The organism is Bacillus sp. AM1(2019), from assembly GCF_009906915.1.
GTDB lineage: Bacteria > Bacillota > Bacilli > Bacillales > Bacillaceae > Bacillus > Bacillus velezensis.
This window is the reverse complement of record NZ_CP047644.1, coordinates 2,061,788-2,087,145: the sequence shown is the minus strand read 5'-3', so window position 1 is coordinate 2,087,145 and position 25,358 is coordinate 2,061,788. Positions and strand designations below refer to the sequence as shown.

The window sequence follows — 25,358 nt, the reverse complement described above, 5'->3', positions numbered from 1 at the left end:
TGCTGAGGAGGAACAAAAATGCTTAATAAAATAGGAATTCCGAAACAGCTCGCCTGGGGATTTTTGGGGGTCGTGCTGTTTATGATGGGGGACGGCCTTGAACAAGGCTGGCTCAGCCCGTTTTTAGTTGAAAACGGCTTGACGGTACAGCAATCAGCATCCCTGTTTACGGTTTACGGTATTTCTCTCGCTGTGGCGTCTTGGTTTTCAGGGGTCTGCCTCGAAGCCTTCGGCGCAAAGCGGACGATGTTTATGGGGCTGTTGTTTTACGTGATCGGAACAGCCGCGTTTATCGCATACGGATTTGAAAATCTTAATTTGCCGGTGATGTATGTCACGTATTTTATTAAAGGGCTGGGTTATCCGCTGTTTGCCTATTCATTTTTGACATGGGTGATTTACCGGTCGCCGAAAAACAGGCTCAGTACGGCGGTCGGCTGGTTCTGGATTGCATATTGCTGCGGGATGTTTGTATTCGGTGCTTGGTATTCAAGCTGGGCCATCAAATCCTTCGGCTATTTGAATACACTGTGGAGTTCAATTTTCTGGGTCTGCCTCGGCGCGTTTTTTGCTTTGATTTTAAATAGGGACCGCTTTGAAAAGAAAAAGGCAGATAAGCGGGAAAAGGCGCAGGAATTAATGAAGGGAATCACCATCCTTGCTGTAAATCCGCGCGTGCTCTCTGGGGGGATCATTCGGATCATTAACAGCATCGGAACATACGGATTTCCGGTATTCCTCCCGATGCATATGGCGCAGCACGGCATTTCTACAAATGTATGGCTTCAAATTTGGGGAACGATCTTTCTCGGAAATATCGTCTTTAACTTAATCTTCGGCGCAGTCGGCGATGCCTTCGGCTGGAAAAAGACTGTCATGTGGTTCGGGGGAGTGGGCTGCGGCATTTTTACTCTTTTATTATATTATGCACCTGTTGTATCACATGGGAACTTGCTTTTCGTCAGCATTGTCGGTTTTATATGGGGAGGGCTCCTCGCCGGGTTCGTTCCGGTCGGGGCTATCGTGCCGACGGCGGCCGGCAGCGATAAAGGTGCTGCCATGTCTGTGTTAAATCTGGCTGCGGGACTGTCGGCATTTGTCGGCCCCGCGCTTGCCTGGGCGTTCATCGGACTTGTCGGCGCACAAGGCGTTGTATGGATTTTCGCAGCGCTCTATTTCGTAAGTGCAATCTTGACAAATCAAATCAAAATACCTGAAGAGAAAACGGCAAAACACAATAAAGCATTGCCTGAATACGCTTCTTAACAGCAGCGCCCCGAAAATTCGGGGCGTTTTTTACAGCTGCTGAAGAAACCCGGCAAAGCGCTGAATTTGTTCACGTAACGATTGTTTGTTTTCGTGAAATTGTTTGAAACGATGTCCGTTTGCTCCGGACGGATGCGGGAAGCCTTCCAGAATGACCGCATGACCCATTCTGCCGTTCTTCTTCAGCATGCGGCAGGCTGATTCTGCTGCTTTACCGAGAGGGATAAGCAGAATGTCCTTTTCTATCATTTCTATTTCATCCGGAAAACATCTCAGCGCGTAACGGCTGAGAAGAGCTGATCTGCTGATTGCCGGCCGATGTCCCGTATAGTTTTTCTGTTTATAAAAAACAGGGTGTTTGATAACGGACGTTGTATGAAGAAGCTCCCGTTTTGAATCAAATAACCGGGATGAATCCTCAACGTGAAGCGCGGCCGGCAGACCGCATTCATTAAGCATTTCGATGATGTTCTGTCTCATTGAACCGGAAAGTCCGGCCGCTTTTTTTGTTTCATACGCTATCGTTTCAAGAGTTTCGCCATCTTTTAAAAGCTGTGCCGCTTTTTTGTAAGCCAGCTGCATTTGAAAAAAACCGGGTGTGATTCCGGAAATGGCAACGACTGCATGAGGGTTAATATATTCATTATGAGGCGAATAATACAAATCCAGATCTCCGTCCTTGGCTAAATGGAAAGCCGGAGTCAGCAAATCCGATTTTGTAAATTCTCCCGAATATGATAGTGCTTTAAGCTGCTGCAAAAAACGCGCAAGCCGCTCACGATCGCAAATCATGTTATGCCTCCTTGAATCCGCCGGTTTCTCTTAGTGTCATCAAAAACGTCGGATGACATGCAGGCTCATACATCACTTTTACCGGCGTTCCAGAGCATTTTTAAGACGTGAGGCGTTCCTTTAACTTCGGCCGCCGTCGTTTGCACGGCTGTTTTTTTAGTGAGAAAATCTTCCTGCAGTTCTTTCTGCTTTTGCGATAACAGATCGGTTTCTGTTTTGATTTCATCAACGGCCGTCTGCATGGACGCTGTCGCGGCGTTAATCTTCTTTATATCAGGCGCTGTGTTTCTTTTAAAATGCACGGCGGATACGGCTGCATAAATTAATGCGGCAGCCGCAACGGCAGCACTGATATACAAAATGATGATCATCTTCTTTTCACTCCTTTTTTTCAGTTGATACCCTTTACGGATCGTGTTGAATCATTTTATTTGCTAATTGTTTTTTTTCTGCTTATAATGTGAAATCGTACATAAGGACATTCAGAAAGGGTGAAAGACGTGGAAAGCTTACAAAACAAAACGGCTCTTATCACGGGTGCGGGCAGAGGAATCGGCCGCGCCGCCGCTATCGCTTTAGCCAAAGAAGGAGTCAATATCGGTTTAATCGGCCGCACAGAAGCAAATGTCGAAAAGGTTGCGGAAGAAGTGAAAGCCCTTGGTGTAAAGGCATCATTCGCTGCTGCCGATGTAAAAAACCAAAAAGAGGTTGAGCAAGCCGTCTCCTCTATTAAAGAAGAACTCGGTGAGATTGACATCTTGATTAACAATGCCGGAATCAGCAAATTCGGCGGATTTTTGGATCTTACGCCTGAAGAGTGGGAAGACATCATTCAAGTTAATGTAATGGGTGTATACCACGTGACACGCGCCGTTCTTCCTGAAATGATTGAGAGAAAATCAGGAGATATCATTAATATTTCTTCTACGGCGGGCCAAAGAGGCGCCGCGGCGACAAGTGCGTACAGCGCTTCTAAATTTGCCGTTCTCGGTCTGACTGAATCTCTCATGCAGGAAGTCAGAAAACACAATATCCGTGTCAGCGCAATGACGCCGAGCACGGTTGCCAGCGACATGTCTATTGAATTAAATCTGACAGACGGCAATCCGGAAAAAGTCATGCAGCCTGAGGATCTTGCAGAATATATGGTTGCTCAATTGAAATTACATCCGCGCATTTTCATCAAAACTGCCGGTTTGTGGTCAACTAATCCTTAAACAAAAGGGGACCTGTCTTCGTGACGGGTCTTTTTTTGTTTCCGCAACCCGAATAAATAGGCATAAAGATCCGTTTTTGCAGAAAAAAGAGTGAAAAAGAAACCGATATCAGTTATAATTAAACTAAATAAACTATGTACCAAATGTTCATTAAAATTATTTTTCCCCGCTCTCCAAAAAACAAATCAATACAAATCAAACTGTCCGAACGATAAAAAGGAAAAACGGGATATAAAGAGAATATTTAGCACATGGAATAATTTGTTAGAAGGAAGGGTGTGCACATATTGAAAGAAGAAAAAAGAAGTTCAACCGGTTTTTTAGTGAAACAAAGAGCCTTTTTAAAGCTTTACATGATTACAATGACAGAGCAGGAACGGCTTTACGGACTGAAGCTTCTCGAGGTGCTGCGTTCGGAATTTAAACCCATCGGTTTTAAGCCGAATCATACCGAGGTGTACCGTTCACTTCACGAACTATTGGATGACGGGATTTTAAAGCAAGTAAAAGTGAAAAAAGAGGGAGCCAAACTCCAGGAAGTCGTTCTCTATCAATTTAAAGACTATGAAGCTGCGAAGCTTTACAAAAAACAGCTGAAGACAGAGCTTGACCGCTGCAAAAAGCTGATAGAAAAAGCCATTTCAGATAATTTTTAAATCCGGCCGGAACGCATCCGGCCTCCCGGGCTCAAAAGGTTTGTTCTGTGATTCATTATACATAATAACAGGCTCGGAACAATACATATCAATAATACCTTCAAACTTGACATCGACTCCTGAAGTGGTAACATAAAAAACGTGTGAAAAATACGAACGAAATACGAACAAGGGAGATGTTACCGATCTTAGATCAAAAGAAAGTTGCTTTTATCGGAGCAGGATCAATGGCTGAAGGAATGATATCAGGCATGGTCCGCGCAAAAAAAATTCCCAACCAAAACATCTGCGTGACAAACCGCCGCAATACAGAGCGACTCGCTGAATTGGAACATCAGTACGGAATTCAAGGCATTGCTTTTGACAGCATGAAAACCGAAGACATTGATGTCTTTATTTTAGCCATGAAGCCGAAGGATGCTGAAATCGCTCTGGCTGCGCTGAAACGGCGTATTCAACCTCATCAAATCATCCTGTCTGTTCTGGCAGGCATAACAACCTCATTTATACAACAATCATTACATGACCGTCAGCCGGTTGTAAGAGTGATGCCGAACACATCCAGCATGATCGGTGAATCGGCAACAGCTGCGGCTTTCGGAGACCATGTCTCTTACGATTCAGCAAAAACCGCGGTATCCCTTTTGGAATGCCTCGGGGAAGTGTACGTGATCAAGGAAGATCAGATGGACATTTTCACCGGCATCGCAGGCAGCGGACCGGCGTACTTTTATTATTTAATGGAGTTTATTGAAAAAGCAGGTGAAGAAGCCGGCTTAGACAAACGGCTGTCCCGCAAAATCGGCGCGCAAACGTTATTGGGCGCCGCTAAAATGCTGATGGAAACGGGTGAAAAACCGGATGTGCTTCGGGAAAACATCACCTCTCCAAACGGCACGACGGAAGCCGGCCTCGATGCGCTCAGGTCAGAAGGCGGCGGAGAAGCCATTGCCAAAGCCATTAAACACGCGACCGAACGTTCTATTGAGATCAGCAAAACAATTGAAAAAACGGCAGCACTATAATCGTTAAAAAACAGGAGTGATACAGTGACGTCTCGGACGAAGATCAAAAGAGTCGCGGTGAAAATCGGCAGCAGCTCACTGACGAGCCTGCACGGGGAAATCAGCAGAAGAAAGCTGGAAGCATTGGTGGATCAAATCGCACAGCTGAAAGACAGCGGCTATGAAGTGATTTTAGTATCTTCCGGCGCAGTGGCGGCAGGTTATCGGAAGCTCGGATTTATTCAGAAACCGGAAAGCCTCCCTGAAAAACAGGCTTCTGCTTCCATCGGACAGGGATTATTAATGGAGGCTTATTCAAAGCTGTTTTTAGCGCACGGTTATGTCGCATCACAAATTTTAATTACAAGAAGCGACTTTTCCGATGAATGCCGCTACCATAATGTGCGCAATACGATGAACGTCCTTTTGGAACGGGGCATTATTCCGATTATTAATGAAAATGACACGGTCACAGTCAACCGGCTGAAATTCGGAGATAACGATACACTCGCAGCGAAGGTGGCAGGTTTAATTGATGCCGACATGCTTGTGATTTTATCAGACATTGACGGTTTATATGATGATAACCCGCGCAGCAACCCGAAAGCGAAAAGAATCAGTCATGTAAGTGACATCACTCCGGAAATAGAAGCAAGCGCGGGAGATGCCGGGAGTGAAATGGGAACCGGCGGAATGCGTTCGAAACTGGATGCTTTTAAAATTGTGATGGCCTCCGGTATTAAAGGCTTTCTGGGGCAGGCTAACATTCCGGACATTCTGCTTCAAGCGGTAGATGAGGCGGCTGAAGGAACTTATTTTGAAGCGGAAGGAACCCTGCCGTTAAACCACAAAGAACAATGGCTTGCATTTAATTCCGGCCCCGAAGGCGAAATTGTGATGGAAAAAGAAAGCAGCCGCGATGTCGCGAACGGAAATATGGAGCTGTCACCGCAGGACATCGAGCAGATTAAGGGCAGATTCAGCAGCGGAGCGGTTGTCAGGCTGCTTGATCAGCAGGGAGAAGAGCTCGGACTCGGCATCGTCAACTATTCCTCAGCCCAGCTGAAGACTTTTAAAGAAACGCCGCCCAAACAGACCGATCAATCAGTCATTGATCCGGAAGCGTTTGTCTGCCACGTTGAACTATCCATTCCGATCGGCTGAGAAAGATCTATAAAAATATGAAAAAGCCCGAGGCTTCGTTTTGAAGCTCGGGTTTGTTTTTTATTGATATTGTTCAAGTTTAGAGAAAAATTGAATGACAAAATGATAGAAATCATTTGCAGACGGAGCCAGTTCCCTTCCTTTTGGTTTAATAATGCCTACGGTGCGCTTCACTTGAGGAAATTCAATCGGAATTTTGACCGTGAACCGGGGTGTGGTTTCTGCAAAGGTGCTTTCAGGTAATAAAGTAACTCCCATCCCCGCGGAGACTAATCCTTTAATGGCATCTAAATCCTCGCCTTCCGTCGATACAAGCGGCGCAAAGCCGGCCTGTCTGCAAGCGTCAATCGCCATGTTACGGAGAATAAACCCTTCAGGAAATAAAACAAATTGGTCGCCGCGCAGATCAATTAAATGAATATTTTTCTGTTTGGCAAGCGGATGGTGCAGCGGAACAAGCGCGTAAATCTTTTCCGTGAATAAGATATTGCCTGTTATGTCGGGGAATTCCGTCGGAACGGGGCCGAGCAGCGCAGCATCTATATCCCTGTTTCTTACCGCTTCGATTAAAAACTTATAAGACCCCTGGCGGAGCAAAAACTCAACGTTCGGGTATTCCTCTTTAAACGCCGAAATCACCGTCGGCAAAAGCTGGCTTGCAAGGCTCGTCGGAAATCCTATTTTGACGGTTCCGCGATTCGGATCAAGATATTCATCAATTTGTTCTTTCGCGTAATCAATTGCTTTCATCGCCGTTTTAATATGTTCTAAAAATTGTTTGCCGATCGGCGTTAATTTAATATTTCTGCCTTCCCGTTCAAATAAAGTGACTTGCAGCTCTTCTTCAAGATTTGCAATCTGCCTGCTGATGGCGGATTGTGCGACATGCAGATGATCAGCCGCTTCTGATACATGTTCCCGTTCTGCTACCTCCATAAAATACCGAAGCTGGCGTAATTCCATTGCGTTCACACCTATCTATCTCATTTTGAGATGTATTTGATCTAAATTATATATTGTTTATATTGTTTTGAAAACTTACAATTAATTTAAAGTTGTCAGATTTTATGACCGATAATTAACGGAAACTGATCGGGGGAGAGGAATTATGACTTACAATCAAATGCCGAAAGCACAAGGTCTCTACCGTCCGGAATTTGAGCACGATGCATGCGGAATCGGCTTGTATGCCCATTTAAAAGGGAAACCTTCACATGACATTGTCAAAAAAGGACTGCAGATGCTTTGCCAGCTGGATCACAGAGGAGGACAGGGCAGTGATCCGAATACGGGTGACGGCGCCGGCCTGATGGTTCAGATCCCTGATGCTTTTTTTAAGAAAGAGTGCGGAGAAATGAGACTGCCGGAAAAAGGCCGTTACGGGGTAGGAATGGTCTTTTTCTCGCAAAATGATGAAGAAAGAAAAAAGATCGAAAAACAGGTGAATGCATTCATTGAGCAGGAAGGACAGACCGTTCTCGGCTGGAGAACCGTCCCTGTAAATGTCGGAAAAATCGGAACAGTGGCACAAAGCACTTGCCCGTATGTGCGTCAAGTATTCATCGGCGCCGCAAACGATTTGAAAGACAGCCTTGCTTTTGAACGCAAACTGTATGTCATCCGGAAGCAGGCGGAAAATTGGGGCGTTCAAGAACAGCTTGATTTTTACTTCGCAAGCTTGTCAAGCCAGACTATTGTTTATAAAGGGTTGTTAACGCCTGAGCAAGTTGACGCTTTTTATTTGGATTTGCAGGATGAAACCTTCGTATCTGCATTTTCACTCGTGCATTCAAGATTCAGCACAAATACCTTTCCTACTTGGGAACGTGCCCATCCGAACCGCTATCTGATTCATAACGGAGAAATCAATACGCTCCGGGGCAACATCAATTGGATGAGAGCGAGGGAGCAGCAGTTCGTTTCAGAAAGCTTCGGAGACGATCTTCACAAAGTGCTGCCGATTCTAAATGCTGAGGGCAGTGACTCATCCATTCTTGATAATGCGTTTGAATTTTTCGTGATGGCGGGGCGGAAACCGGCACATACGGCAATGATGCTGATTCCGGAACCATGGACGGAAAACACTCACATGTCTAAAGCGAAACGGGCTTTTTATGAATATCACAGCTCTTTAATGGAGCCGTGGGACGGGCCGACCGCCATTTCGTTTACGGACGGAAAACAGATCGGCGCCATCCTTGACCGTAACGGCTTGCGTCCGGCACGTTACTATGTGACAAAAGATGACCATATTATTTTCTCATCTGAGGTCGGCGTTATTGAAGTAGAGCAGGAGAACATTCTTCATAAAAAACGTCTGGAGCCCGGAAAAATGCTGCTCATTGACTTAGAGGAAGGCCGGATTATTTCAGATGAAGAAGTGAAAACAGAAATTGCCAATGAATTCCCTTATCAAAAATGGCTTGAAGAAGAATTGGTTCAAGTGAATCCTGACCCGGAAATCCGGGAAGAGGAACAATTCGATGATCTTCTCGTCCGTCAAAAAGCGTTTGGCTATACGTATGAAGATATTCAGAAGTATTTAATTCCTGTTATTAAAGAAGGCAAGGACCCGCTCGGCTCTATGGGAAATGATTCGCCGCTCGCCGTTTTATCCGATCGCGCCCAATCACTGTTTCATTACTTTAAACAGCTGTTTGCGCAAGTCACAAACCCGCCGATTGACGCGATCCGCGAGCAGCTTGTGACCTCCACGGTGACATGGCTCGGAGCTGAAGGCGATCTGCTGCATCCGAGTGAAAGAAATGCACGCCGCATAAAATTGTATACTCCTGTATTATCAAACGAACAGTTTTATGCGCTGAAAACACTTGTGCACCCTGACATTAAGAGCCAGAACATCCGCACGCTGTTTTCCGATGACCTGGAAAAAGGCCTGAAGGATTTGTTTCAGCAGGCGGAAAAAGCGATCAAGGAAGGCGTATCTCTGTTAATTTTATCTGACAGGGCAATGAGTAAAGAGTTGACGCCGATTCCGCCGCTTTTGGCCGTCAGTGCGCTGCATCAGCATTTGATCCGCCAAGGTCTGCGAACAAAAGCAAGCATTATCGTTGAATCCGGGGAAGCGCGTGAAGTTCATCACTTTGCGGCTCTCATCGGATATGGTGCCGATGCTGTCAATCCGTATTTGACTTACGCTACGTATAAGCAGGAAATCGATGAAGGCCGGCTTGATATTCCGTATGAAGAAGCTGTCAGCAAATACGGAAAGAGCGTAACAGAAGGCGTCGTGAAAGTGATGTCAAAAATGGGGATTTCAACTGTGCAAAGTTACAGGGGCGCCCAAATTTTTGAAGCGGTCGGCATCGGTGAAGACGTTATCGCCAAATACTTTACCGGTACTGCATCTCAGCTTGGCGGAATCGATATCGAGACGATTGCGCAAGAAGCGAAGAAGCGCCACCAAGCGGCGTACAAGGATGATTACAGCCAAACTCTTGATCCGGGAAGTGAATTCCAATGGCGGAACGGGGGAGAGCACCACGCTTTCAACCCGAAAACCATCCATACGCTGCAATGGGCCTGCCGCAAAAATGATTACAGCCTGTTTAAGCAGTATTCTCATGCAGCGGATGAAGAACGAATCGGATTTTTACGCAATCTGTTCGCCTTCAAAGAAGACCGCAAGCCTTTAAAATTAGAGGAAGTTGAATCAGCTGCTTCCATCGTGAAACGTTTTAAAACAGGAGCGATGTCATTCGGTTCATTAAGCAAGGAAGCCCATGAGGCTTTAGCGATAGCGATGAACAGGCTTGGCGGAAAAAGCAACAGCGGAGAAGGCGGCGAGGACCCGAAACGTTTCGTTCCGGATGAAAATGGCGACGACAGAAGAAGTGCGATTAAACAGATCGCTTCCGGCCGTTTCGGCGTAAAGAGCCATTATCTCGTCAATGCGGATGAATTGCAGATCAAAATGGCGCAAGGGGCGAAGCCGGGAGAAGGCGGTCAGCTTCCGGGCAACAAAGTATATCCTTGGGTCGCGGATGTCCGCGGTTCTACACCAGGTGTAGGGCTGATCTCACCGCCTCCTCACCATGATATTTATTCAATTGAAGATTTGGCGCAGCTGATCCATGATTTGAAAAATGCAAATCGAAGCGCGCGAATCAGCGTCAAGCTCGTGTCAAAAGCCGGTGTCGGCACGATTGCGGCCGGTGTGGCAAAAGGCACTGCGGATGTCATCGTCATCAGCGGCTACGATGGCGGAACGGGCGCGTCGCCGAAAACAAGTATTAAACATACGGGTCTTCCGTGGGAGCTTGGTCTTGCAGAAGCTCACCAAACGCTGATGCTGAACGGTTTACGGGATCGCGTGGTATTGGAAACGGACGGTAAGCTGATGACAGGCCGAGATGTCGTAATGGCCGCCTTGCTCGGTGCGGAGGAATTCGGCTTTGCTACAGCGCCGCTTGTCGTTCTCGGCTGCGTCATGATGCGCGCCTGCCATTTAGATACATGTCCTGTAGGTGTCGCGACGCAAAACCCGGAGCTTCGCAAAAAATTCATGGGCGATCCTGACCATATCGTAAATTACATGCTGTTTGTCGCAGAAGAAGTGCGTGAATATATGGCACAGTTAGGCTTTAAGACGCTTGATGAAATGATCGGACGGACAGACGTTCTTCATGTCAGTGAACGTGCGAAAGCACATTGGAAAGCGGGCCAGCTTGATTTATCCACACTGCTGTACCAGCCTGAAGGCGTACGCACTTTCCGTACGGCGCAAAACCATAAAATCGACGAGTCGCTTGATATGACGGTTATTCTTCCGGCGGTGCAGGCTGCAATTGAAGCCGGTCAGGAAGCGGAAGCTGAAATCAAGATCAATAATACAAATCGCGTAGCCGGAACCGTGACGGGAAGTGAAATTTCTAAACGCTACGGAGCGGAAGGCCTGCCGGATGATACGATCAGACTTCATTTTACCGGATCAGCCGGACAGAGTTTCGGAGCATTTGTCCCTAAAGGGATGACGCTTCATTTGAACGGGGATTCAAATGACTACGTAGGCAAAGGGCTTTCAGGCGGAAAAATCATCGTGAAAGCGCCTGATGCCTTCAATTGTGAAACACACGATAACGTTATTATCGGGAATGTCGCATTTTACGGAGCAACAAGCGGGGAAGCGTACATTAATGGGCGCGCCGGTGAACGTTTTGCAGTCCGTAACAGCGGAGTCAATGTCGTTGTAGAAGGTATCGGAGACCACGGCTGTGAATACATGACAGGCGGCCGGGTTGTCGTCCTCGGTGAAGTCGGCAAAAACTTCGGGGCGGGAATGTCAGGCGGTATCGCATACGTCCTGAGTGATGATGCCAAAGCATTTAAACGCAAATGCAACATGGAAATGATTTCATTTGAAAAGCTGACGGATGAGGCGGAGATCAAAGAAGTGCAAGAAATGGTCAAACGGCATGCGGCGCTGACAAACAGCAAAAAAGCCGCAGATCTCCTGGACAATTGGGAAAAAGCCGCAGAAACCTTTATCAAAGTCATTCCGAAAAACTATAAACAAATGCTCCTCAGCATCGAAGAACAAAAAGCGGCGGGTTTATCAGAAGAAGACGCAATTATGTATGCTTTTGAAGCTAATACAAAGGTCCTCCAAACGCCTGCCAAAGATCAAAAACAAGCGGTAGTACAGTAAGAAAGGGGAGAGGAACATGGGGAAACCAACTGGATTCATGGAAGAAAAACGAGAAAAACCGGCTGAGCGGGACCCTCTCACTCGCTTAAAGGATTGGAAAGAGTATTCGGCTCCATTTTCAGATGAAGCGTCAAAGCGGCAGGGGGCGCGGTGTATGGATTGCGGCACACCGTTTTGCCAAATCGGCGCTGATATCAACGGTTTTACCTCCGGATGCCCGATTTATAATCTGATACCGGAGTGGAATGACCTCGTCTATCGGGGGCGCTGGAAAGAAGCCTTGGAGCGCCTTCTGAAAACGAATAACTTTCCTGAATTCACAGGGCGGGTCTGTCCCGCTCCTTGTGAAGGATCTTGTACGCTGGCTATTTCAGATCCGGCTGTTTCAATTAAAAACATTGAGCGGACGATCATTGACAAAGGTTTTGAAAATGGATGGATTCAGCCGAGAATTCCAGCGAAACGCACAGGTAAAAAAGTCGCTGTCGTCGGTTCAGGCCCGGCAGGTCTGGCAAGCGCTGATCAGCTGAACCAAGCCGGTCATTCCGTAACGGTCTATGAGCGTGCCGACAGAGCCGGAGGCCTGCTGATGTACGGCATTCCGAGCATGAAGCTTGAGAAAAATGTCGTCGAACGCCGTATTAAGCTTTTGACGCAGGAAGGTATAGATTTTGTAACAAATACCGAAATCGGCGTTGACATAACGGCAGATGAGCTGAAAGAACAATTTGATGCCGTCATTTTGTGCACAGGCGCCCAAAAGCAGCGCAATCTGCTGATTGAAGGCCGGGAAGCAAAAGGTGTCCATTATGCGATGGACTATTTAACACTGGCGACGAAAAGCTATTTAGATTCCAACTTCAAAGACAAACAATATATAGACGCTAAAGGGAAAGACGTCATCGTAATCGGCGGAGGAGACACAGGAGCTGACTGCGTGGCAACCGCGCTGCGCCAAAAAGCGCGCAGCGTGCACCAGTTCGGGAAACATCCTAAACTTCCTCAAACGCGCACGAACGACAATATGTGGCCTGAACAGCCTCACGTCTTTACCCTTGAATACGCCTATGAAGAAGCGCAGGCAAAGTTCGGCAAAGACCCGAGAGAATATTCAATTCAGACGACAAAAATGGTGGCCGATAAGCAGGGCCGCTTACAAGAGATTCACACCATTCAAATGGAAAAAGTCAGAAACGAATTCGGAAAGTATGAATTTCATGAACTGCCCGGAACAGAAAAAGTCTGGCCTGCTCAGCTGGTGTTCATCGCCATCGGTTTTGAAGGGACGGAACAGCCATTATTGAAACAGTTCGGTGTCGATTCGGCAAATCATAAAATTCAGGCGGCATATGGGGATTATAAAACGAATGTTGACGGTGTTTTCGCCGCAGGGGATGCGAGAAGGGGCCAAAGCCTGATTGTATGGGCGATTAATGAAGGCCGGGAAGCAGCGCGCGAAGTCGACAGTTATTTAATGGGGAGCACTGTTTTACCGTAAATAAAGGGGTTTATTTATAAAACCGGCTGGGATCAGCCGGTTTTTCGTATTGAAATGAAATCTCCTTCTTCCTGTAGTGGAAGATAACATATGGAATTTTGTTTTACAGAGTGGAGAGATTGTTTTCTTCCGCAGACTGAGACGATTTGCAAGCCTTGAGCAGTTGATCACGGTGCTGCTGACGGGCTCTGTGTGTCTGCAGTCGATTTGCGGGCAGATTTTAATTGATGAGGAAAAACATATTGAATTTCAAGTGGAAACGCTTATAAACAAATAAGGAAACGGACGGGTCCGCTCCTCTTTTTTAGACATCCAAGCGAAAGCCGATATTGCCGAACTGCCGTCCTTCCCGCATTCTGTTAAAAGCGGCTGCTGCTTCACTGAGAGGGTACATGCGGTCGATAATGGGACGGATGCCGCAGCGGTTTACCAATTCCAGCATATCCGCGAATTCCTCATTGCTTCCCATTGATGTACCGAGAATATGAATCTGCGGAAAAAACAGCGAGCGAATAGGAAATCCGAGCTGATCGCCTGAACTGGCGCCGAATGTTACGATCCGGCCATTCGGTTTCATAATGTCAAGATAGTGTTGAAACAAGGCGGGGCCTACACCGTCAAGTATGATATCTGCTTTTTCGCCATTCAGCGCCTCATTCCAGTCACCGTAGCTGTCAATCGCCCGGTCTGCACCGTATGACAGTGCGGTTTGTTTTTTGTTTTCGCTGCGGGAAGTGACGCTGACTGTCGCTCCGATAGCTTTTGCCATTAATAAGGCATATGTTGCCACGCCGCTTCCGATGCCCGGAAGGATAAGGTGTTCGCCTTTTTTTAATTGTCCTTTTGTAAATAAGGCGCGATAAGCGGTTAATGCTGATAACGGCAGAACGCCCGCTTCCTCCCAAGTCAGGTGTTCGGGTTTTAAAACGGCATTTTCCTCAGGAACGATGACATAAGGTGAAAATGTTCCGTCGCTCGGACTACCTAAAATATCAGGGACGGCTGGTACGTCCTCAACAGTCTTCCAATTCAGCACCGGGTTGATGATGACTTCTGCATGCAGTAAATGAGACCGGACGCCGTGTCCTATTTCGGTTACGATTCCCGCGCCGTCTGAACCGAGAGTAAATTCATGGTTTCCGGTTTTGTGGTTTTTCATTAAAAACAAATCGCGATGGTTTAATCCGGCTGTTTTCAGCTTTATTTTTACTTCGCCGTTTCCCGGCCGTTTGTCAGGTGCCTGCCTGAAATCAAAGCCATTTTCGTGTATGATAAGGGCATTCATCATTCTTCTCTCCTTTATAATTGATGAGAAAGATTTTACAGGCTGTATCAGCTGCAGTAAATAAATGAAAATTGATAGCCGGCTATCAATAAAAATCATAGCAAGAAGGTGTCCTTACATGGAAAGCGGAGACTTAAAGATTTTTCAGGCTGTCGCCCGCAAAGGAAGTATTTCTAAGGCGGCAGAAAGCCTGCATTATGTTCAATCAAATGTGACAAACCGGATTCAGCAGCTGGAACGGCTATTACAAACACAGCTTTTTTACCGCACAAATCGGGGGATGACGCTGACGCCCGCAGGTGAAAACTTATTGAAAGACGCAGACAGAATCCTTCAATTGCTGCATGAGGCGCAAAAAACGGCGCAAGAGGCAGGCGATCCGAACGGCCCGCTTCGAATCGGTTCTCTTGAAACGGCGGCAGCCGTCCATCTCCCTCAATTTTTCACAGAGTATTGCAGCCGCTACCCGAAAGTACAGCTGTCTCTGTCAACCGGTGATACACATACCTTAGTGCAGCGCGTCTTACACTATGAGCTGGACGGCGCTTTTGTTTATGGACCGGTCGAATACGAAGATCTTGAGCAAGTCGCTGTATTTCAAGAAGAATTGGTCTTGGTCTCAAATAAGCGGGAAGGCAGTTTGCAAGACTTGTTTCGAGATCCGATTCTGTATTTTGCCGCGGGCTGTTCGCACCGCCGCAAAATAAAAAACATACTGAAAGAAGAGGCAGTGCCCGCATATAAAATCATTGAATTCGGTACGTTGGAAGCCATTATTGGGGCGGTGCAGGCGGGGATGGGGGTTTCCTTTCTGCCTGCATCAGCCGTCCGTTATTTTCAAAACAGGAAAAATCTTTTTCTTCATGAGCTCCCTGAACATTTTCGGAATATGAATATATCATTCATCTACCGGAGTGATTTATTTTTGACATCGGCGTTTGAAGAACTGCTGAATGGATTAAAAGCATTACCGAACGGAAGATGAGAAAACAGGACAGCTGTGTACGCCAATTTTTTTCGTTCTGGTTTTTCTTAAAAAAACTTTCTTTTTCGGAAAATTTATGTATAATAAAAGAAAGTTTTTCGGATAAAGTATCTGCAATGATAAGGACATGAGACATTTTAACCGGCCATACAGAGAGGGAGGGCGCGGCTGAGACCTTCCCGGCACGAAGAATGAGCTTACCGCCTTTTGAGCTGTATCGGTGAACGAAAGCAGCCGATACCGTATAGCCGCGTTACGGCAAAAATGAGCCGTCACTTGAAGTGGCGGGAATTTGGGTGGAACCGCGGGTCTGACACACACTCGTCCCTTTTTTGGGATGAGTGTGTTTTTATGTTTATATAAGAAAAATGGCAATGATAAAGGACATGAGACATTTTAACCGGCCATACAGAGAGGGGAGGCGCGGCTGAGACCTTCCCGGCACGAAGAATGAGCTTACCGCCTTTTGAGCTGTATCGGTGAACGAAAGCAGCCGATACCGTATAGCCGCGTTACGGCAAAAATGAGCCGTCACTTAAAGTGGCGGGAATTTGGGTGGAACCGCGGGTCTGACACACACTCGTCCCTTTCTTTGGGATGAGTGTGTTTTTTATTTTATTAAAAATAAAGGAGAGATCAGACCGTGAAGAAGCCACACATTGTGATTACTTTTCCTGATGGAAAACAAAAAAAATACCGGAAAGGCGTTACGTTAGAAGAGATCGCTCAATCAATCAGTCCGAGTCTGAAAAAGGCGTCTGCCGCCGGAAAGGTAAACGGATCGTTATATGACCTTAGAAGAAGCATTCATAAGGATGCGGCGATTGAACTGTGCAGTTTTCAGTCTGAAGCAGGACTGGAAGTGATGAGACACACAGCAGCACACGTATTGGCGCAAGCGGTAAAACGTCTGTATCCGAAGGTTTGTTTAGGGATCGGACCCGTTATTGACAATGGCTTTTATTATGACTTTGATATGGATGAAACGATTAGTGAAAAAGACCTGGCCGTCATTGAAAAAGAGATGAACCGAATCATTTCGGAAAATCCGGAAATTATCAGAGAAGAAATCCCCAGAGAAGAGGCAGAGCAGCTGTTTGCTCATGAACCGCTGAAGCTTGAGCTCTTAGCGGGTATTCCGCAGACTGATACAATCAGTATATACCGCCAGAGCGAATTCATTGATTTATGCCGGGGTCCGCACTTGGCGTCTGCCGGACAGATAAAAGCTTTTTCGCTCACTCATGTATCAGGGGCTTATTGGCGCGGCGACAGCAACCAAAAAATGCTCCAGCGCATCTATGGGAAAGCATTTTCCTCAGAAAAGGAGCTGAACAGACATTTTCAGCTGTTGAAAGAGGCGGAGATGAGAAATCATCGGAAATTGGGAGCGGAGTTACAACTTTTTATGTTTTCGGAAGAGGCGCCGGGTATGCCTTTTTATCTGCCGAACGGTCAGTTTATCCGAAACACGCTTGAATCATTTCTGCGTTCAAAGCAGGATGCCTATCATTATCAGGAAGTGCGTACCCCTATGATGATGAACCAGCGTCTTTGGGAGCAATCCGGCCACTGGGATCATTATAAAGAGAATATGTATTTCTCAGAAGCCGATCATCAGCGCTTCGCGTTAAAGCCGATGAACTGCCCCGGCCACATGCTCATATTTAAAGAAAAGCTTCGTTCTTATCGTGATCTTCCGATTCGGATGGCTGAGTTCGGTCAGGTGCACCGTCACGAATTCAGCGGGGCGCTTAATGGCCTGCTCCGCGTCAGATCTTTTTGCCAGGATGACGCACACATTTTTGTAACGCAGGATCAGATCGAGAGTGAAATCGCTTCGGCGCTGCAGCTGATTCACGAGGTGTACACCGCATTTGGTTTTTCCTATGATATTGAGCTGTCAACAAGACCGGAAGATTACATGGGAAGCGAACGCTTGTGGAACAGGGCTGAGAGCGCATTAGAAAAAGTATTAAAAGAACAGGGATATCGTTTTCGGTTTAATCGGGGAGATGGCGCATTTTACGGACCGAAAATTGATATTCATATAAAAGATGCGCTGAACCGGAGCCATCAATGTGCCACTGTCCAACTGGATTTTCAAATGCCGGAGAAATTTGATTTAACATATATTGATGAAAAAAACCAAAAAGTCCGTCCTGTTGTCATCCACCGGGCGGTATTCGGATCTCTCGACAGATTTCTCGGAATCATTACAGAACATTTCGGGGGAGCGTTCCCTTTATGGCTTGCACCGGTACAGGCAAAAATCATCCCAGTATCAAACACCGCACACCGGGACTGCGCAGAACAGGTGCACTTGCAAATGAAGAAAGCGGGTATCCGGGCTGAGCTCGATCAGCGCGATGAAAAACTCGGCTATAAAATCAGAGAAGCACAAATGAAAAAAATACCGTATATTGCGGTTGTGGGGGATCAAGAGTGCCGCCATCAATCTGTACATGTACGGCAATACGGGCGGGAAGACACATTTGAAGAGAATGTGAGTGATTTTATGTCCCGGATCATAAGAGAGGCAAAACAAAAAATAGAGATTGAAGAAAAACAACATTGACATATCGTAAAATCACGATATAATAAAGCGTATGAAACCTATTGATGTTTTTAAAGCGTTGTCTAATGAGTCACGGCTTGAGATTTTGCAATGGCTGAAAGAGCCGGACCGTCACTTCGCCCCGCATGATGGCATTGATATGAATGAGATCGGAGTGTGTGTCAGCCAGATCACCGATAAGCTTCAGATGACACAGTCAACGGCGTCTCAATATCTTTCCATTCTTCAGCGGGCGGGCCTTATCCAAACAAAACGGATTGGCAAATACACCTATTATAAAAGAGATGAAGAAGCGATAAAGGCGATGGCCGATTATTTTCAGCGCGAAATGTAGGGCTGAATCCTTTAGAAGAGGGATTCAGTTTCTTTTTCCGACTACACATCGACATATTGCGATTTGTTTCTGTTTGTTCAACTCTTTATATCGATATATCACAATATAACTTTATATAAATCATCAATGAAGGAGTGTGTCAGGTGCAAAATACCTGGAAGATTTACATTTTGGCAATTATCAGTTTTTTAGTGGGGACGTCTGAATATGTGATATCCGGGATGCTTGATAAAATTGCAGGTTCCTTGGGAGTTACTGTGGCAGCGGCAGGGCAGCTGATTACGATTTTTTCACTTGTTTATGCAATCGGAACGCCTGTCATGATGGCCCTTACAGCAAAACTGGACAGAAGGAAGCTCATGATCTATGCTCTGGGGCTGTTTGTTATCGGGAATATCATTTCTTTCCTTGTGCAGGGATTCGGCTTATTTGCGGGAGCACGGGTGATCATGGCGCTTGGAGCAGGAACTGTGGTGGTCACCGCGCTTACGATCGCAGCAAAAATCGCTCCCCCGGGAAAACAGGCAAGTTCTCTCGCAACCGTCATTATGGGGTTTACGGCGGCGCTCATTATCGGTGTTCCGATCGGAAGAACCGTGTCTGAAGCTTTCGGCTGGAAGGTGGTTTTCGCCGGAATTGCGGCAATCGGAATCATTGCCATGCTTATTATACGTTTCGCGCTGCCTGAGATAAAAGGAGATAAACCGGTGCCGCTCATTCAGCAATTTTCTCTTTTGAAGAAACGAAAGGTGGCTGTCGGGCTGGCCATTACGTTTTTTTGGCTCGGAGGCTATTCGGTTGCGTATACGTACCTTTCTCCGTATTTACTGAACGTCACTCATATCGGCAGCGGAATACTGAGTACATTGCTGCTTATTTTCGGTGTTGCAAGTCTTGCCGGTTCTAAAGCAGGCGGTTTCAGCGCAGACAAATGGGGGGCGCGTATGACATTAACCGGCGGAATGGCGCTTCATGCTATCATGCTCATGTTATTGCCGTTTGTCACACATTCTGCTTTCGGAGCGGCGGCAGTGCTTATTTTTTGGTCCTTCGCCGCCTGGTCATCTGGGCCTGCTCAGCAGTATCATTTGGCAACGATGGAGCCTGAATCATCGGGTGTATTACTTGGCCTCAACCAGTCTGTGATGCAGCTGGCTATGGCAGCCGGGGCGGGCATCGGGGGCATTGTTGTCACTCATCTGTCTCTTGCGTCAGTGACATGGATCGGATCAGCGGGTGTTGTCATCGCGATGTGCGGCGTGCTTTCGCTTGCATCATTAACGTCTGAAAAAACCTCATCTGAATACAGTGCAGAATAAACAAAAGCCTCATTTCTCAGCTTGAGAAACGAGGCTTTTTGTCTTGTTATTTTTTATAATTTTTCAAGTTTACGCCGATTGCGGCTCCGTTTCGGCTTGAGTCGGCGACTCCGGTGAAGGTGCCGTTTTCACGGTCGATCAGGATGCTTTGCACATTACCGATATCAACCGGGCTGCTGCCGAATTTATGCCCCATTTCGTTCAGTTTTGTGCGGGCTTCTTCCGGCACTCCTTTTTCATATCGATAGGATGTCATGCTGTTTGTGTAAATTCTCGGCTCTTCGACTGCCGCTTTCAGATCCATGCCGTACTCAACTTTGTTCAGGATCGTTTGCAGGACGGAAGAAATAATCGTTGCTCCGCCGGGGGAGCCGACAGTCAGGACAGGTTCGTTATTTTTGAATAAAATAGTCGGAGTCATGCTGCTGAGCGGACGTTTATTCGGCTGCACTTCATTTGCGCCGCCAGGCACCGCATCGAAGTCTGTTAACTCATTATTCAGCACAACGCCGTATCCGGGAACCATAATGCCGGAACCGAACAGCTGTTCAATTGTTGTCGTATAAGATACGACATTGCCGAAGCGGTCGGTTACCGTGAAGTGAGTCGTTTGACCTTCCTGTTTGTCAGTCGGCTGCTCCACTTGTTTATAGTTTGCAGAACCTTCCTGATAGGCCCAAGGATCGCCGGCTTTCGGTTTTTTATTGACTTTATCAATATCTATCAGCTGTCTGCGGGCATTGATATAATCTGGATTCAAGAGACCTTTGAGAGGGACGTTGACGAATTCTGGGTCCCCGGCAAATGCGGCGCGGTCAGCATAAGCCAAATGCATCGTTTCTGCGAGAAGCTGATATTTTTGCCAAGAACGGATATCATATTGAGAAAGCTTAAAATCATCCAGGAGGTTCAGCATTTGCAACAGGAAAACACCGCCCGAGCTTGGAGGAGGAGCAGTTGCGATATGATAGCCCTGGTAATCTCCCCAGATCGGTTCGTCAATCGTCACATTGAAGTTTTTAATGTCTTTTTCTGTCATTGAGCCGCCGAATTCCTGCACTGTTTCTGCAAGCTTTTTGGAGAATGCACCGTCATAGAATGCTTTTGTGCCTTTGTACTTAATAGCTGTAAATGTTTTGGCTAAGTCTTTTTGGATGAGTGTGTCTCCTTCTTTCAGAGGTTCTCCGTCCGGAAGAAACACGTCTTTTGCAGCAGTGTGTGATAATTTGTCTTTATAATCTGAGATGGCATCAGCTAAAACCGAATCGATCGGAAAGCCTTTTGAGGCAAGTTTAATGGAAGGGGTGATGAGTTGTTTCATGGAGCGTGTGCCCCATTTGTCTAGCGCTTTTTCAAGTCCTTTTAATGTTCCCGGAACACCGACTGCAGTCCCTTTCGTAACGCGTTCGGAGAAAGGAATGGCTTTGCCGTTTTCGTCAAGGAACATATCCGGTGTTGCGCCTGCCGGTGCGCGTTCCCTGCTGTCGATAATGGTGGTGTCTTTCGTCTTCGCATCATAAACCATCATAAATCCGCCGCCGCCGATTCCTGACATCATAGGTTCAGTTACGTTTAATGCGAATTGAATGGCAACCGCGGCGTCAATTGCATTGCCGCCTTTTTTCAGCACGTCGGCACCGATTTGTGAAGCGAGAGGATGGGCGGTGGCAACCATGCCGTCTTTGCCGACATCTACCTGTTTGTAGTCGTCATAGGAAAACGGGTGTTTCTTAGCCTGAGCGTGATAAGGGATGCTTCCGGCCGCGAGCAAAGTACTGAGCAGAACGATAAAACAGAGATTCATAAACTTTTTCTTTTTCATAGTCTGCCTCCTTTGTTTTCCGCTTACAATTATAGAGTAAGTAAAATGTGCTGTTTTCACAAGTGACAAACGGAATAGTCCGGTGTGCAAAAAGTTGGGGTTTCTGTGTGAATGTAATCAGTCGCAAATAGGCTAAATGGGAAACCGGACTGAAAAAGCTGTGAAACAAGCATAAAGACAAAAAATAAGCTACAATAAACAAAACAGAATTCACTCACATGACATATGAAAGGAACGTGAGCCATGTATTTAACGATCAAAGAGACAGCTGAGTTTACCAGTCTTCCTGAAGAATATGTGCACAATCTTGTTTTGACGAATAAAATAAGAGCCGTCCATGACGGACAGCAATATTTAATCAACAAGGAACAATTTCAAACCCATCTCGAACAGCTGGAAAAATATAAGGAAATGATTCAAGAGTTTTTAAATGAGCCGCTTCCTGAAGACATTGATGTAAAAGATGAAGATTAGGACACAATTTCATATTGTGTCTTTTTTTTTCATTTTTTTCGGTTGCTCACAAAAAAACGGATGCTCAGATTTCATTTTAAGGCCTTTTTTTCATTTTTTAATACCTTGAGTCTCTATTTGTTTAAAAGCTTGTCAACGGGCTGAAAATGATGTTTTTGAGGAATTCGTTGAAACTGCTTATCTGATTCACCTTATGTAACACTATGTATATTATGTTACATAAGACCGTTTATCCTTTATCATTCAACGGGTTTCGGCTATAATAGTAACATAATGCTCAATATGTTACTTTACCAATTATAAGGGGTTTTTTGATGCATATCGTACAGCCGATCCGAAGTTTGGAGAAGATCCAGGAAGTCAAACAGTATTTAATGAAGAAAAGTGATCGTGATTATTTTTTATTTATTTTCGGCATGAACAGCGCACTGCGGATTTCAGATGTTCTGCCGCTTCGCGTGAGGGATGTCAGGAACAAAGACCATGTGTGGGCAACCGAAAGCAAAACGAGAAAGAAAAGAAAAATTCTGATACTGGAGTCTTTAAAGGCCGACATATACGCTTATACAAAAGACATGAAAGAGGATGACTATTTGTTTAAATCGAAACGGACGAATAAGCCCATATCCCGGATTCAGGCATACAGAATATTAAAGGAAGCGGCTGCCGCTTGCGGGTTGGAGGAAATCGGAACGCACACGCTTAGAAAGACGTTCGGGTATCATTTTTATCAGAGGACAAAAGACATTGCTGAACTGCAGAGGATTTTGAATCATTCTTCTCCGTCTATTACGATGCGCTATATCGGAATAGATGAAGATACGACGAGAGCCGCCTATAAAGTGTTCGGAGGACTGTAGGCTTGAAAAAAACGGCCGCCAGCGTTACTATAATAGAAGCAGGCTCTAGTAGCACAGCGGATAGTGCAGCAGTTTCCTAAACTGCAGGTCGGGAGTTCGAATCTCTCCTAGAGCGTTTTTTGTATGAGATAGGCGCAGCTTAATAATGTCGGTAAAACAAAAACCCCCTTGTTATACAAGGGGGTTTTGAGTTGAATATTTTGTGAAAACCTGGTGGAAATGATGTGAAAAAAGCCCGCTGTAAGCAAGCGGGCTTTTTCTTATATGACAGCATCAAATTGATTGACTTTCCAAACGTTGTTTTCTTTTACGAATGTTACATCGCGTTTTGCTGATGGAGAACCGTCAAGAGTCGGTACAGTGAAGCGGTATGTTTGAACGCTTCCTTTTTTAGAAAGAAGGGTCATTTTTGCTTTTTTCCAATTCAGGAGGTTATCTCCGTCGCCGACCGGAACAGCCAATTTGCCGTCTTTTACAGTGAAGTGGTAATCTTTGAGCCCTTTGTCAATCGCTTGCTTTGTAAAAGCGGGTGTCAGATATTTTACGGCTTTCGCTTTTGTTCCGAGGTCTTTGCACATAAATACATATTGCAGATTTTGATATTCAAACGGTTCAGATGTGCAATTTGCGTTTGATTTAAGCGCACCGCCGCTCATTGTATTCCAGAAATGTTCTCTCGCTGACAGGGCCAGCTGAAGTGCTTGTTTTTGTGTAAGGTCATTAGGTGCATTTTTTGCAGTCGCCGCAGTGCCCAATGACAGAATCAATGTAATAGTAGTGAGGAATAATAGCCATTTTTTCATGATATAATCTCTCCTTCAATCAATCTCTTTCTCTTATGTTACAAATGTTACAATAATTACGGTAAGATTACAATACCTTTTCAGAAATATTTTCCGGACTTTTTATTTTTATGGTTTATTTCCATGTAAGACGTGAGAAAAAGATAAAGAGTTTCATTGAACAAAAGGTTTTTACAAGCTGTCTGCTGAATAATAAAATGGAAGAAAATCAAAAAAGGAGTCCTACATATGGAAGTACAAGATCATTTAGAAACAGCGGAAGGCCGCGGCCAGTCAGTCTGGCGATCGATGTCACTGTTTTTAGTGCCGCTGCTTTTAAGCAATGTATTGCAATCTGTCGGCCAATTGGTCGGAATGGTATTTGTCGGAAGGTGGCTCGGAGTCGATGCGCTTGCCGCCGTATCGTCTTTTTTTCCGCTGTTTTTTCTGCTGATCTCCTTTACGATCGGAATCGGTTCGGGAAGTTCCATTCTGATCGGGCAGGCTTACGGCGCGAAAAACGAAGAGAGGATGAAGGCGATTGTCGGCACTACACTGACTTTTACCTTTATGCTCGGTGTTGTTCTGGCAGTTGTCGGCAGTGTGTTTACGCTTGATATTCTGCGGCTGATGGGAACGCCGGAAAACGTAATAGATGTCAGTGTCCGATATGCGCGCATTTTGTTTTGCGCAATGCCGCTGATGTTTTTATATTTTGCGTATACGACATTTTTACGCGGAACGGGAGATTCAAAGACTCCGTTTTATACGTTAATCGTCAGTACAGTATAAACATCGGGCTTTTGCCCTTATTGATTCTCGGGCTTTTCGGACTTCCGAAGTTCGGCATTTACGGTTCGGCGTATGCAACCGTGATTTCAAACATCGTGACATTTATCGTACTCATGGTTTATTTGCGGAAAAGGAAACATCCATTGGCATTTGATCGGACTGCGCTCCGTTCTCTTAAAATGGACAAAAAGCTGCTCGCGCTTTTACTCCGTCTCGGTATTCCGTCGAGCATCAATATGATTCTCGTGTCACTTTCTGAAATTGCGGTCATTTCATTTGTCAATCATTACGGATCAAACGCGACGGCTGCTTACGGGGTCGTCAACCAAGTGGCGAGTTATGTGCAGATGCCGGCGGTAAGCCTCGGTATCGCCGTTTCCATTTTTGCCGCCCAATCCATTGGCGCCAATCAATTCGGCCGGCTGAAACAGGTCATCAAAGTCGGCATCGGCCTGAATTATTTGATCGGCGGGGTTTTGATTGTGCTGATTTATACCTTCTCCCGGCAGATACTTGCTTTGTTTTTAACAGATCAGGACACGCTCCACATTGCCCGCAATCTGATTATGATTACCCTTTGGAGCTATTTGATTTTCGGGCATGCTCAAATCGTTTCAGCGACGATGCGGGCGAGCGGTACGGTGTTATGGCCGACGATTATCAGCATTTTTGCGATTTGGGGAATTGAAGTGCCTGTGGCCTTTATTCTTTCTCATTATACGAATCTCGGCATTCTCGGCATTTGGGTCGGTTATCCGGCGGCTTTTGTCGTCAGCCTGCTGCTGCAATACGGATATTACCGGTTTGTATGGAAGAAAAAACAGATCACCCGGCTGATTCAATAAGGTTTTACCGCACATCG

Annotated in this window: 19 protein-coding genes, 1 tRNA gene, 1 pseudogene and 2 other annotated features; of the genes and pseudogenes, 15 read left to right on the top strand and 6 right to left on the bottom strand. The window is 46.0% G+C overall.

Annotation, left to right across the window (positions count from 1 at the left end; translation table 11 throughout):
- Positions 1 to 18 precede the first annotated feature (18 nt).
- The gene (locus tag GNE05_RS09910; RefSeq protein ID WP_025650370.1) at positions 19 to 1,266 is read left to right on the top strand and encodes an RbtT/DalT/CsbX family MFS transporter; all 1,248 of its coding nucleotides are present in this window, start codon (positions 19 to 21) and stop codon (positions 1,264 to 1,266) included.
- A 30-nt stretch (positions 1,267 to 1,296) separates the two neighbouring features.
- Here the strand turns inward: GNE05_RS09910 and GNE05_RS09905 are convergent, their stop codons facing one another.
- Positions 1,297 to 2,058, bottom strand: coding sequence for a hypothetical protein (locus GNE05_RS09905; protein ID WP_021494175.1), 762 nt, complete (start codon positions 2,056 to 2,058; stop codon positions 1,297 to 1,299).
- 65 nt (positions 2,059 to 2,123) lie between these two features.
- Positions 2,124 to 2,429 (bottom strand): DUF948 domain-containing protein, encoded by a 306-nt coding sequence (locus GNE05_RS09900; RefSeq protein ID WP_014418090.1) that lies wholly within the window; start codon positions 2,427 to 2,429, stop codon positions 2,124 to 2,126.
- 129 nt (positions 2,430 to 2,558) lie between these two features.
- Between GNE05_RS09900 and GNE05_RS09895 the strand changes: the two genes are divergently transcribed.
- The 4 genes from GNE05_RS09895 to proB all read left to right on the top strand — a co-directional run bounded on the left by GNE05_RS09895 (position 2,559) and on the right by proB (position 6,099).
- Positions 2,559 to 3,275, top strand: a complete 717-nt coding sequence (locus tag GNE05_RS09895) for a 3-ketoacyl-ACP reductase (protein WP_007407344.1) — start codon at positions 2,559 to 2,561, stop codon at positions 3,273 to 3,275.
- A 287-nt stretch (positions 3,276 to 3,562) separates the two neighbouring features.
- Complete coding sequence (gene rtp / locus GNE05_RS09890; RefSeq protein ID WP_003153833.1) at positions 3,563 to 3,931, top strand: replication termination protein; 369 nt, start codon at positions 3,563 to 3,565, stop codon at positions 3,929 to 3,931.
- 176 nt (positions 3,932 to 4,107) lie between these two features.
- Positions 4,108 to 4,956, top strand: coding sequence for a pyrroline-5-carboxylate reductase (proC, locus tag GNE05_RS09885; protein WP_160182720.1), 849 nt, complete (start codon positions 4,108 to 4,110; stop codon positions 4,954 to 4,956).
- Between the two features lie 24 nt (positions 4,957 to 4,980).
- Positions 4,981 to 6,099, top strand: coding sequence for a glutamate 5-kinase (gene proB / locus GNE05_RS09880; RefSeq protein ID WP_007407346.1), 1,119 nt, complete (start codon positions 4,981 to 4,983; stop codon positions 6,097 to 6,099).
- A 60-nt stretch (positions 6,100 to 6,159) separates the two neighbouring features.
- Here proB and GNE05_RS09875 read toward each other — a convergent pair whose 3' ends face one another.
- A complete protein-coding gene (locus tag GNE05_RS09875; protein WP_015239986.1) occupies positions 6,160 to 7,062 on the bottom strand; it encodes a glutamate biosynthesis transcriptional regulator GltC in 903 nt (300 codons plus the stop codon).
- A gap of 145 nt (positions 7,063 to 7,207) precedes the next feature.
- Between GNE05_RS09875 and gltB the strand changes: the two genes are divergently transcribed.
- On the top strand, positions 7,208 to 11,767 hold the full coding sequence (gene gltB, locus GNE05_RS09870) for a glutamate synthase large subunit (RefSeq protein ID WP_160182719.1): 4,560 nt from the start codon (positions 7,208 to 7,210) through the stop codon (positions 11,765 to 11,767).
- Between the two features lie 16 nt (positions 11,768 to 11,783).
- Entirely contained in the window at positions 11,784 to 13,265 is a 1,482-nt protein-coding gene (gene gltD, locus GNE05_RS09865) for a glutamate synthase small subunit (protein WP_007611890.1), read from the top strand.
- A gap of 304 nt (positions 13,266 to 13,569) precedes the next feature.
- On the opposite strand, the gene GNE05_RS09860 is transcribed toward gltD, so the two are convergent.
- Positions 13,570 to 14,550, bottom strand: a complete 981-nt coding sequence (locus GNE05_RS09860) for a zinc-binding dehydrogenase (RefSeq protein ID WP_160183202.1) — start codon at positions 14,548 to 14,550, stop codon at positions 13,570 to 13,572.
- A 118-nt stretch (positions 14,551 to 14,668) separates the two neighbouring features.
- On the opposite strand from GNE05_RS09860, the gene GNE05_RS09855 reads away from it, so the two are divergent.
- The 4 genes from GNE05_RS09855 to GNE05_RS09840 all read left to right on the top strand — a co-directional run bounded on the left by GNE05_RS09855 (position 14,669) and on the right by GNE05_RS09840 (position 19,766).
- Complete coding sequence (locus GNE05_RS09855; RefSeq protein WP_021494168.1) at positions 14,669 to 15,535, top strand: LysR family transcriptional regulator; 867 nt, start codon at positions 14,669 to 14,671, stop codon at positions 15,533 to 15,535.
- Between the two features lie 107 nt (positions 15,536 to 15,642).
- Positions 15,643 to 15,867 (top strand) — a binding site (T-box leader).
- A 33-nt stretch (positions 15,868 to 15,900) separates the two neighbouring features.
- Positions 15,901 to 16,126: a binding site (T-box leader), on the top strand.
- Positions 16,127 to 16,178: 52 nt separating this feature from the next.
- On the top strand, positions 16,179 to 18,113 hold the full coding sequence (gene thrS, locus GNE05_RS09850; RefSeq protein WP_160182718.1) for a threonine--tRNA ligase: 1,935 nt from the start codon (positions 16,179 to 16,181) through the stop codon (positions 18,111 to 18,113).
- Positions 18,114 to 18,144: 31 nt separating this feature from the next.
- Positions 18,145 to 18,447, top strand: a complete 303-nt coding sequence (locus GNE05_RS09845) for an ArsR/SmtB family transcription factor (RefSeq protein ID WP_007407355.1) — start codon at positions 18,145 to 18,147, stop codon at positions 18,445 to 18,447.
- Between the two features lie 143 nt (positions 18,448 to 18,590).
- Positions 18,591 to 19,766, top strand: coding sequence for an MFS transporter (locus GNE05_RS09840; RefSeq protein WP_007407356.1), 1,176 nt, complete (start codon positions 18,591 to 18,593; stop codon positions 19,764 to 19,766).
- Between the two features lie 46 nt (positions 19,767 to 19,812).
- Here GNE05_RS09840 and ggt read toward each other — a convergent pair whose 3' ends face one another.
- Positions 19,813 to 21,588, bottom strand: coding sequence for a gamma-glutamyltransferase (gene ggt / locus GNE05_RS09835; protein WP_014418078.1), 1,776 nt, complete (start codon positions 21,586 to 21,588; stop codon positions 19,813 to 19,815).
- 243 nt (positions 21,589 to 21,831) lie between these two features.
- Between ggt and GNE05_RS09830 the strand changes: the two genes are divergently transcribed.
- The 3 genes from GNE05_RS09830 (at position 21,832) to GNE05_RS09820 (ending at position 23,037) form a co-directional block, all read left to right on the top strand.
- The gene (locus GNE05_RS09830; protein WP_003153848.1) at positions 21,832 to 22,062 is read left to right on the top strand and encodes an excisionase family DNA-binding protein; all 231 of its coding nucleotides are present in this window, start codon (positions 21,832 to 21,834) and stop codon (positions 22,060 to 22,062) included.
- Between the two features lie 314 nt (positions 22,063 to 22,376).
- Positions 22,377 to 22,922 carry a site-specific integrase gene (locus tag GNE05_RS09825; RefSeq protein WP_003153850.1) on the top strand — a complete coding sequence of 182 codons (546 nt, stop codon included), beginning with the start codon at positions 22,377 to 22,379 and terminating at the stop codon, positions 22,920 to 22,922.
- 42 nt (positions 22,923 to 22,964) lie between these two features.
- Positions 22,965 to 23,037, top strand: a tRNA-Arg gene (locus GNE05_RS09820).
- Positions 23,038 to 23,182: 145 nt separating this feature from the next.
- On the opposite strand, the gene GNE05_RS09815 is transcribed toward GNE05_RS09820, so the two are convergent.
- Positions 23,183 to 23,725 (bottom strand): IseA DL-endopeptidase inhibitor family protein, encoded by a 543-nt coding sequence (locus GNE05_RS09815; RefSeq protein ID WP_014418077.1) that lies wholly within the window; start codon positions 23,723 to 23,725, stop codon positions 23,183 to 23,185.
- A gap of 228 nt (positions 23,726 to 23,953) precedes the next feature.
- On the opposite strand from GNE05_RS09815, the pseudogene GNE05_RS09810 reads away from it, so the two are divergent.
- Positions 23,954 to 25,341: pseudogene (locus tag GNE05_RS09810) on the top strand (MATE family efflux transporter).
- Positions 25,342 to 25,358 lie beyond the last annotated feature (17 nt).

Bases quoted from the DNA above. Each gene is read 5' to 3' on its own strand.
- GNE05_RS09910 (WP_025650370.1), top strand. From the start codon at position 19: ATGCTTAATAAAATAGGAATTCCGAAACAGCTCGCCTGGGGATTTTTG.
- GNE05_RS09905 (WP_021494175.1), bottom strand. From the start codon at position 2,058: ATGATTTGCGATCGTGAGCGGCTTGCGCGTTTTTTGCAGCAGCTTAAA.
- GNE05_RS09900 (WP_014418090.1), bottom strand. From the start codon at position 2,429: ATGATCATCATTTTGTATATCAGTGCTGCCGTTGCGGCTGCCGCATTA.
- proC (WP_160182720.1), top strand. From the start codon at position 4,108: ATGTTACCGATCTTAGATCAAAAGAAAGTTGCTTTTATCGGAGCAGGA.
- GNE05_RS09875 (WP_015239986.1), bottom strand. From the start codon at position 7,062: ATGGAATTACGCCAGCTTCGGTATTTTATGGAGGTAGCAGAACGGGAA.
- gltB (WP_160182719.1), top strand. From the start codon at position 7,208: ATGACTTACAATCAAATGCCGAAAGCACAAGGTCTCTACCGTCCGGAA.
- gltD (WP_007611890.1), top strand. From the start codon at position 11,784: ATGGGGAAACCAACTGGATTCATGGAAGAAAAACGAGAAAAACCGGCT.
- GNE05_RS09860 (WP_160183202.1), bottom strand. From the start codon at position 14,550: ATGAATGCCCTTATCATACACGAAAATGGCTTTGATTTCAGGCAGGCA.
- GNE05_RS09855 (WP_021494168.1), top strand. From the start codon at position 14,669: ATGGAAAGCGGAGACTTAAAGATTTTTCAGGCTGTCGCCCGCAAAGGA.
- GNE05_RS09845 (WP_007407355.1), top strand. From the start codon at position 18,145: ATGAAACCTATTGATGTTTTTAAAGCGTTGTCTAATGAGTCACGGCTT.
- ggt (WP_014418078.1), bottom strand. From the start codon at position 21,588: ATGAAAAAGAAAAAGTTTATGAATCTCTGTTTTATCGTTCTGCTCAGT.
- GNE05_RS09830 (WP_003153848.1), top strand. From the start codon at position 21,832: ATGTATTTAACGATCAAAGAGACAGCTGAGTTTACCAGTCTTCCTGAA.
- GNE05_RS09825 (WP_003153850.1), top strand. From the start codon at position 22,377: ATGCATATCGTACAGCCGATCCGAAGTTTGGAGAAGATCCAGGAAGTC.
- GNE05_RS09815 (WP_014418077.1), bottom strand. From the start codon at position 23,725: ATGAAAAAATGGCTATTATTCCTCACTACTATTACATTGATTCTGTCA.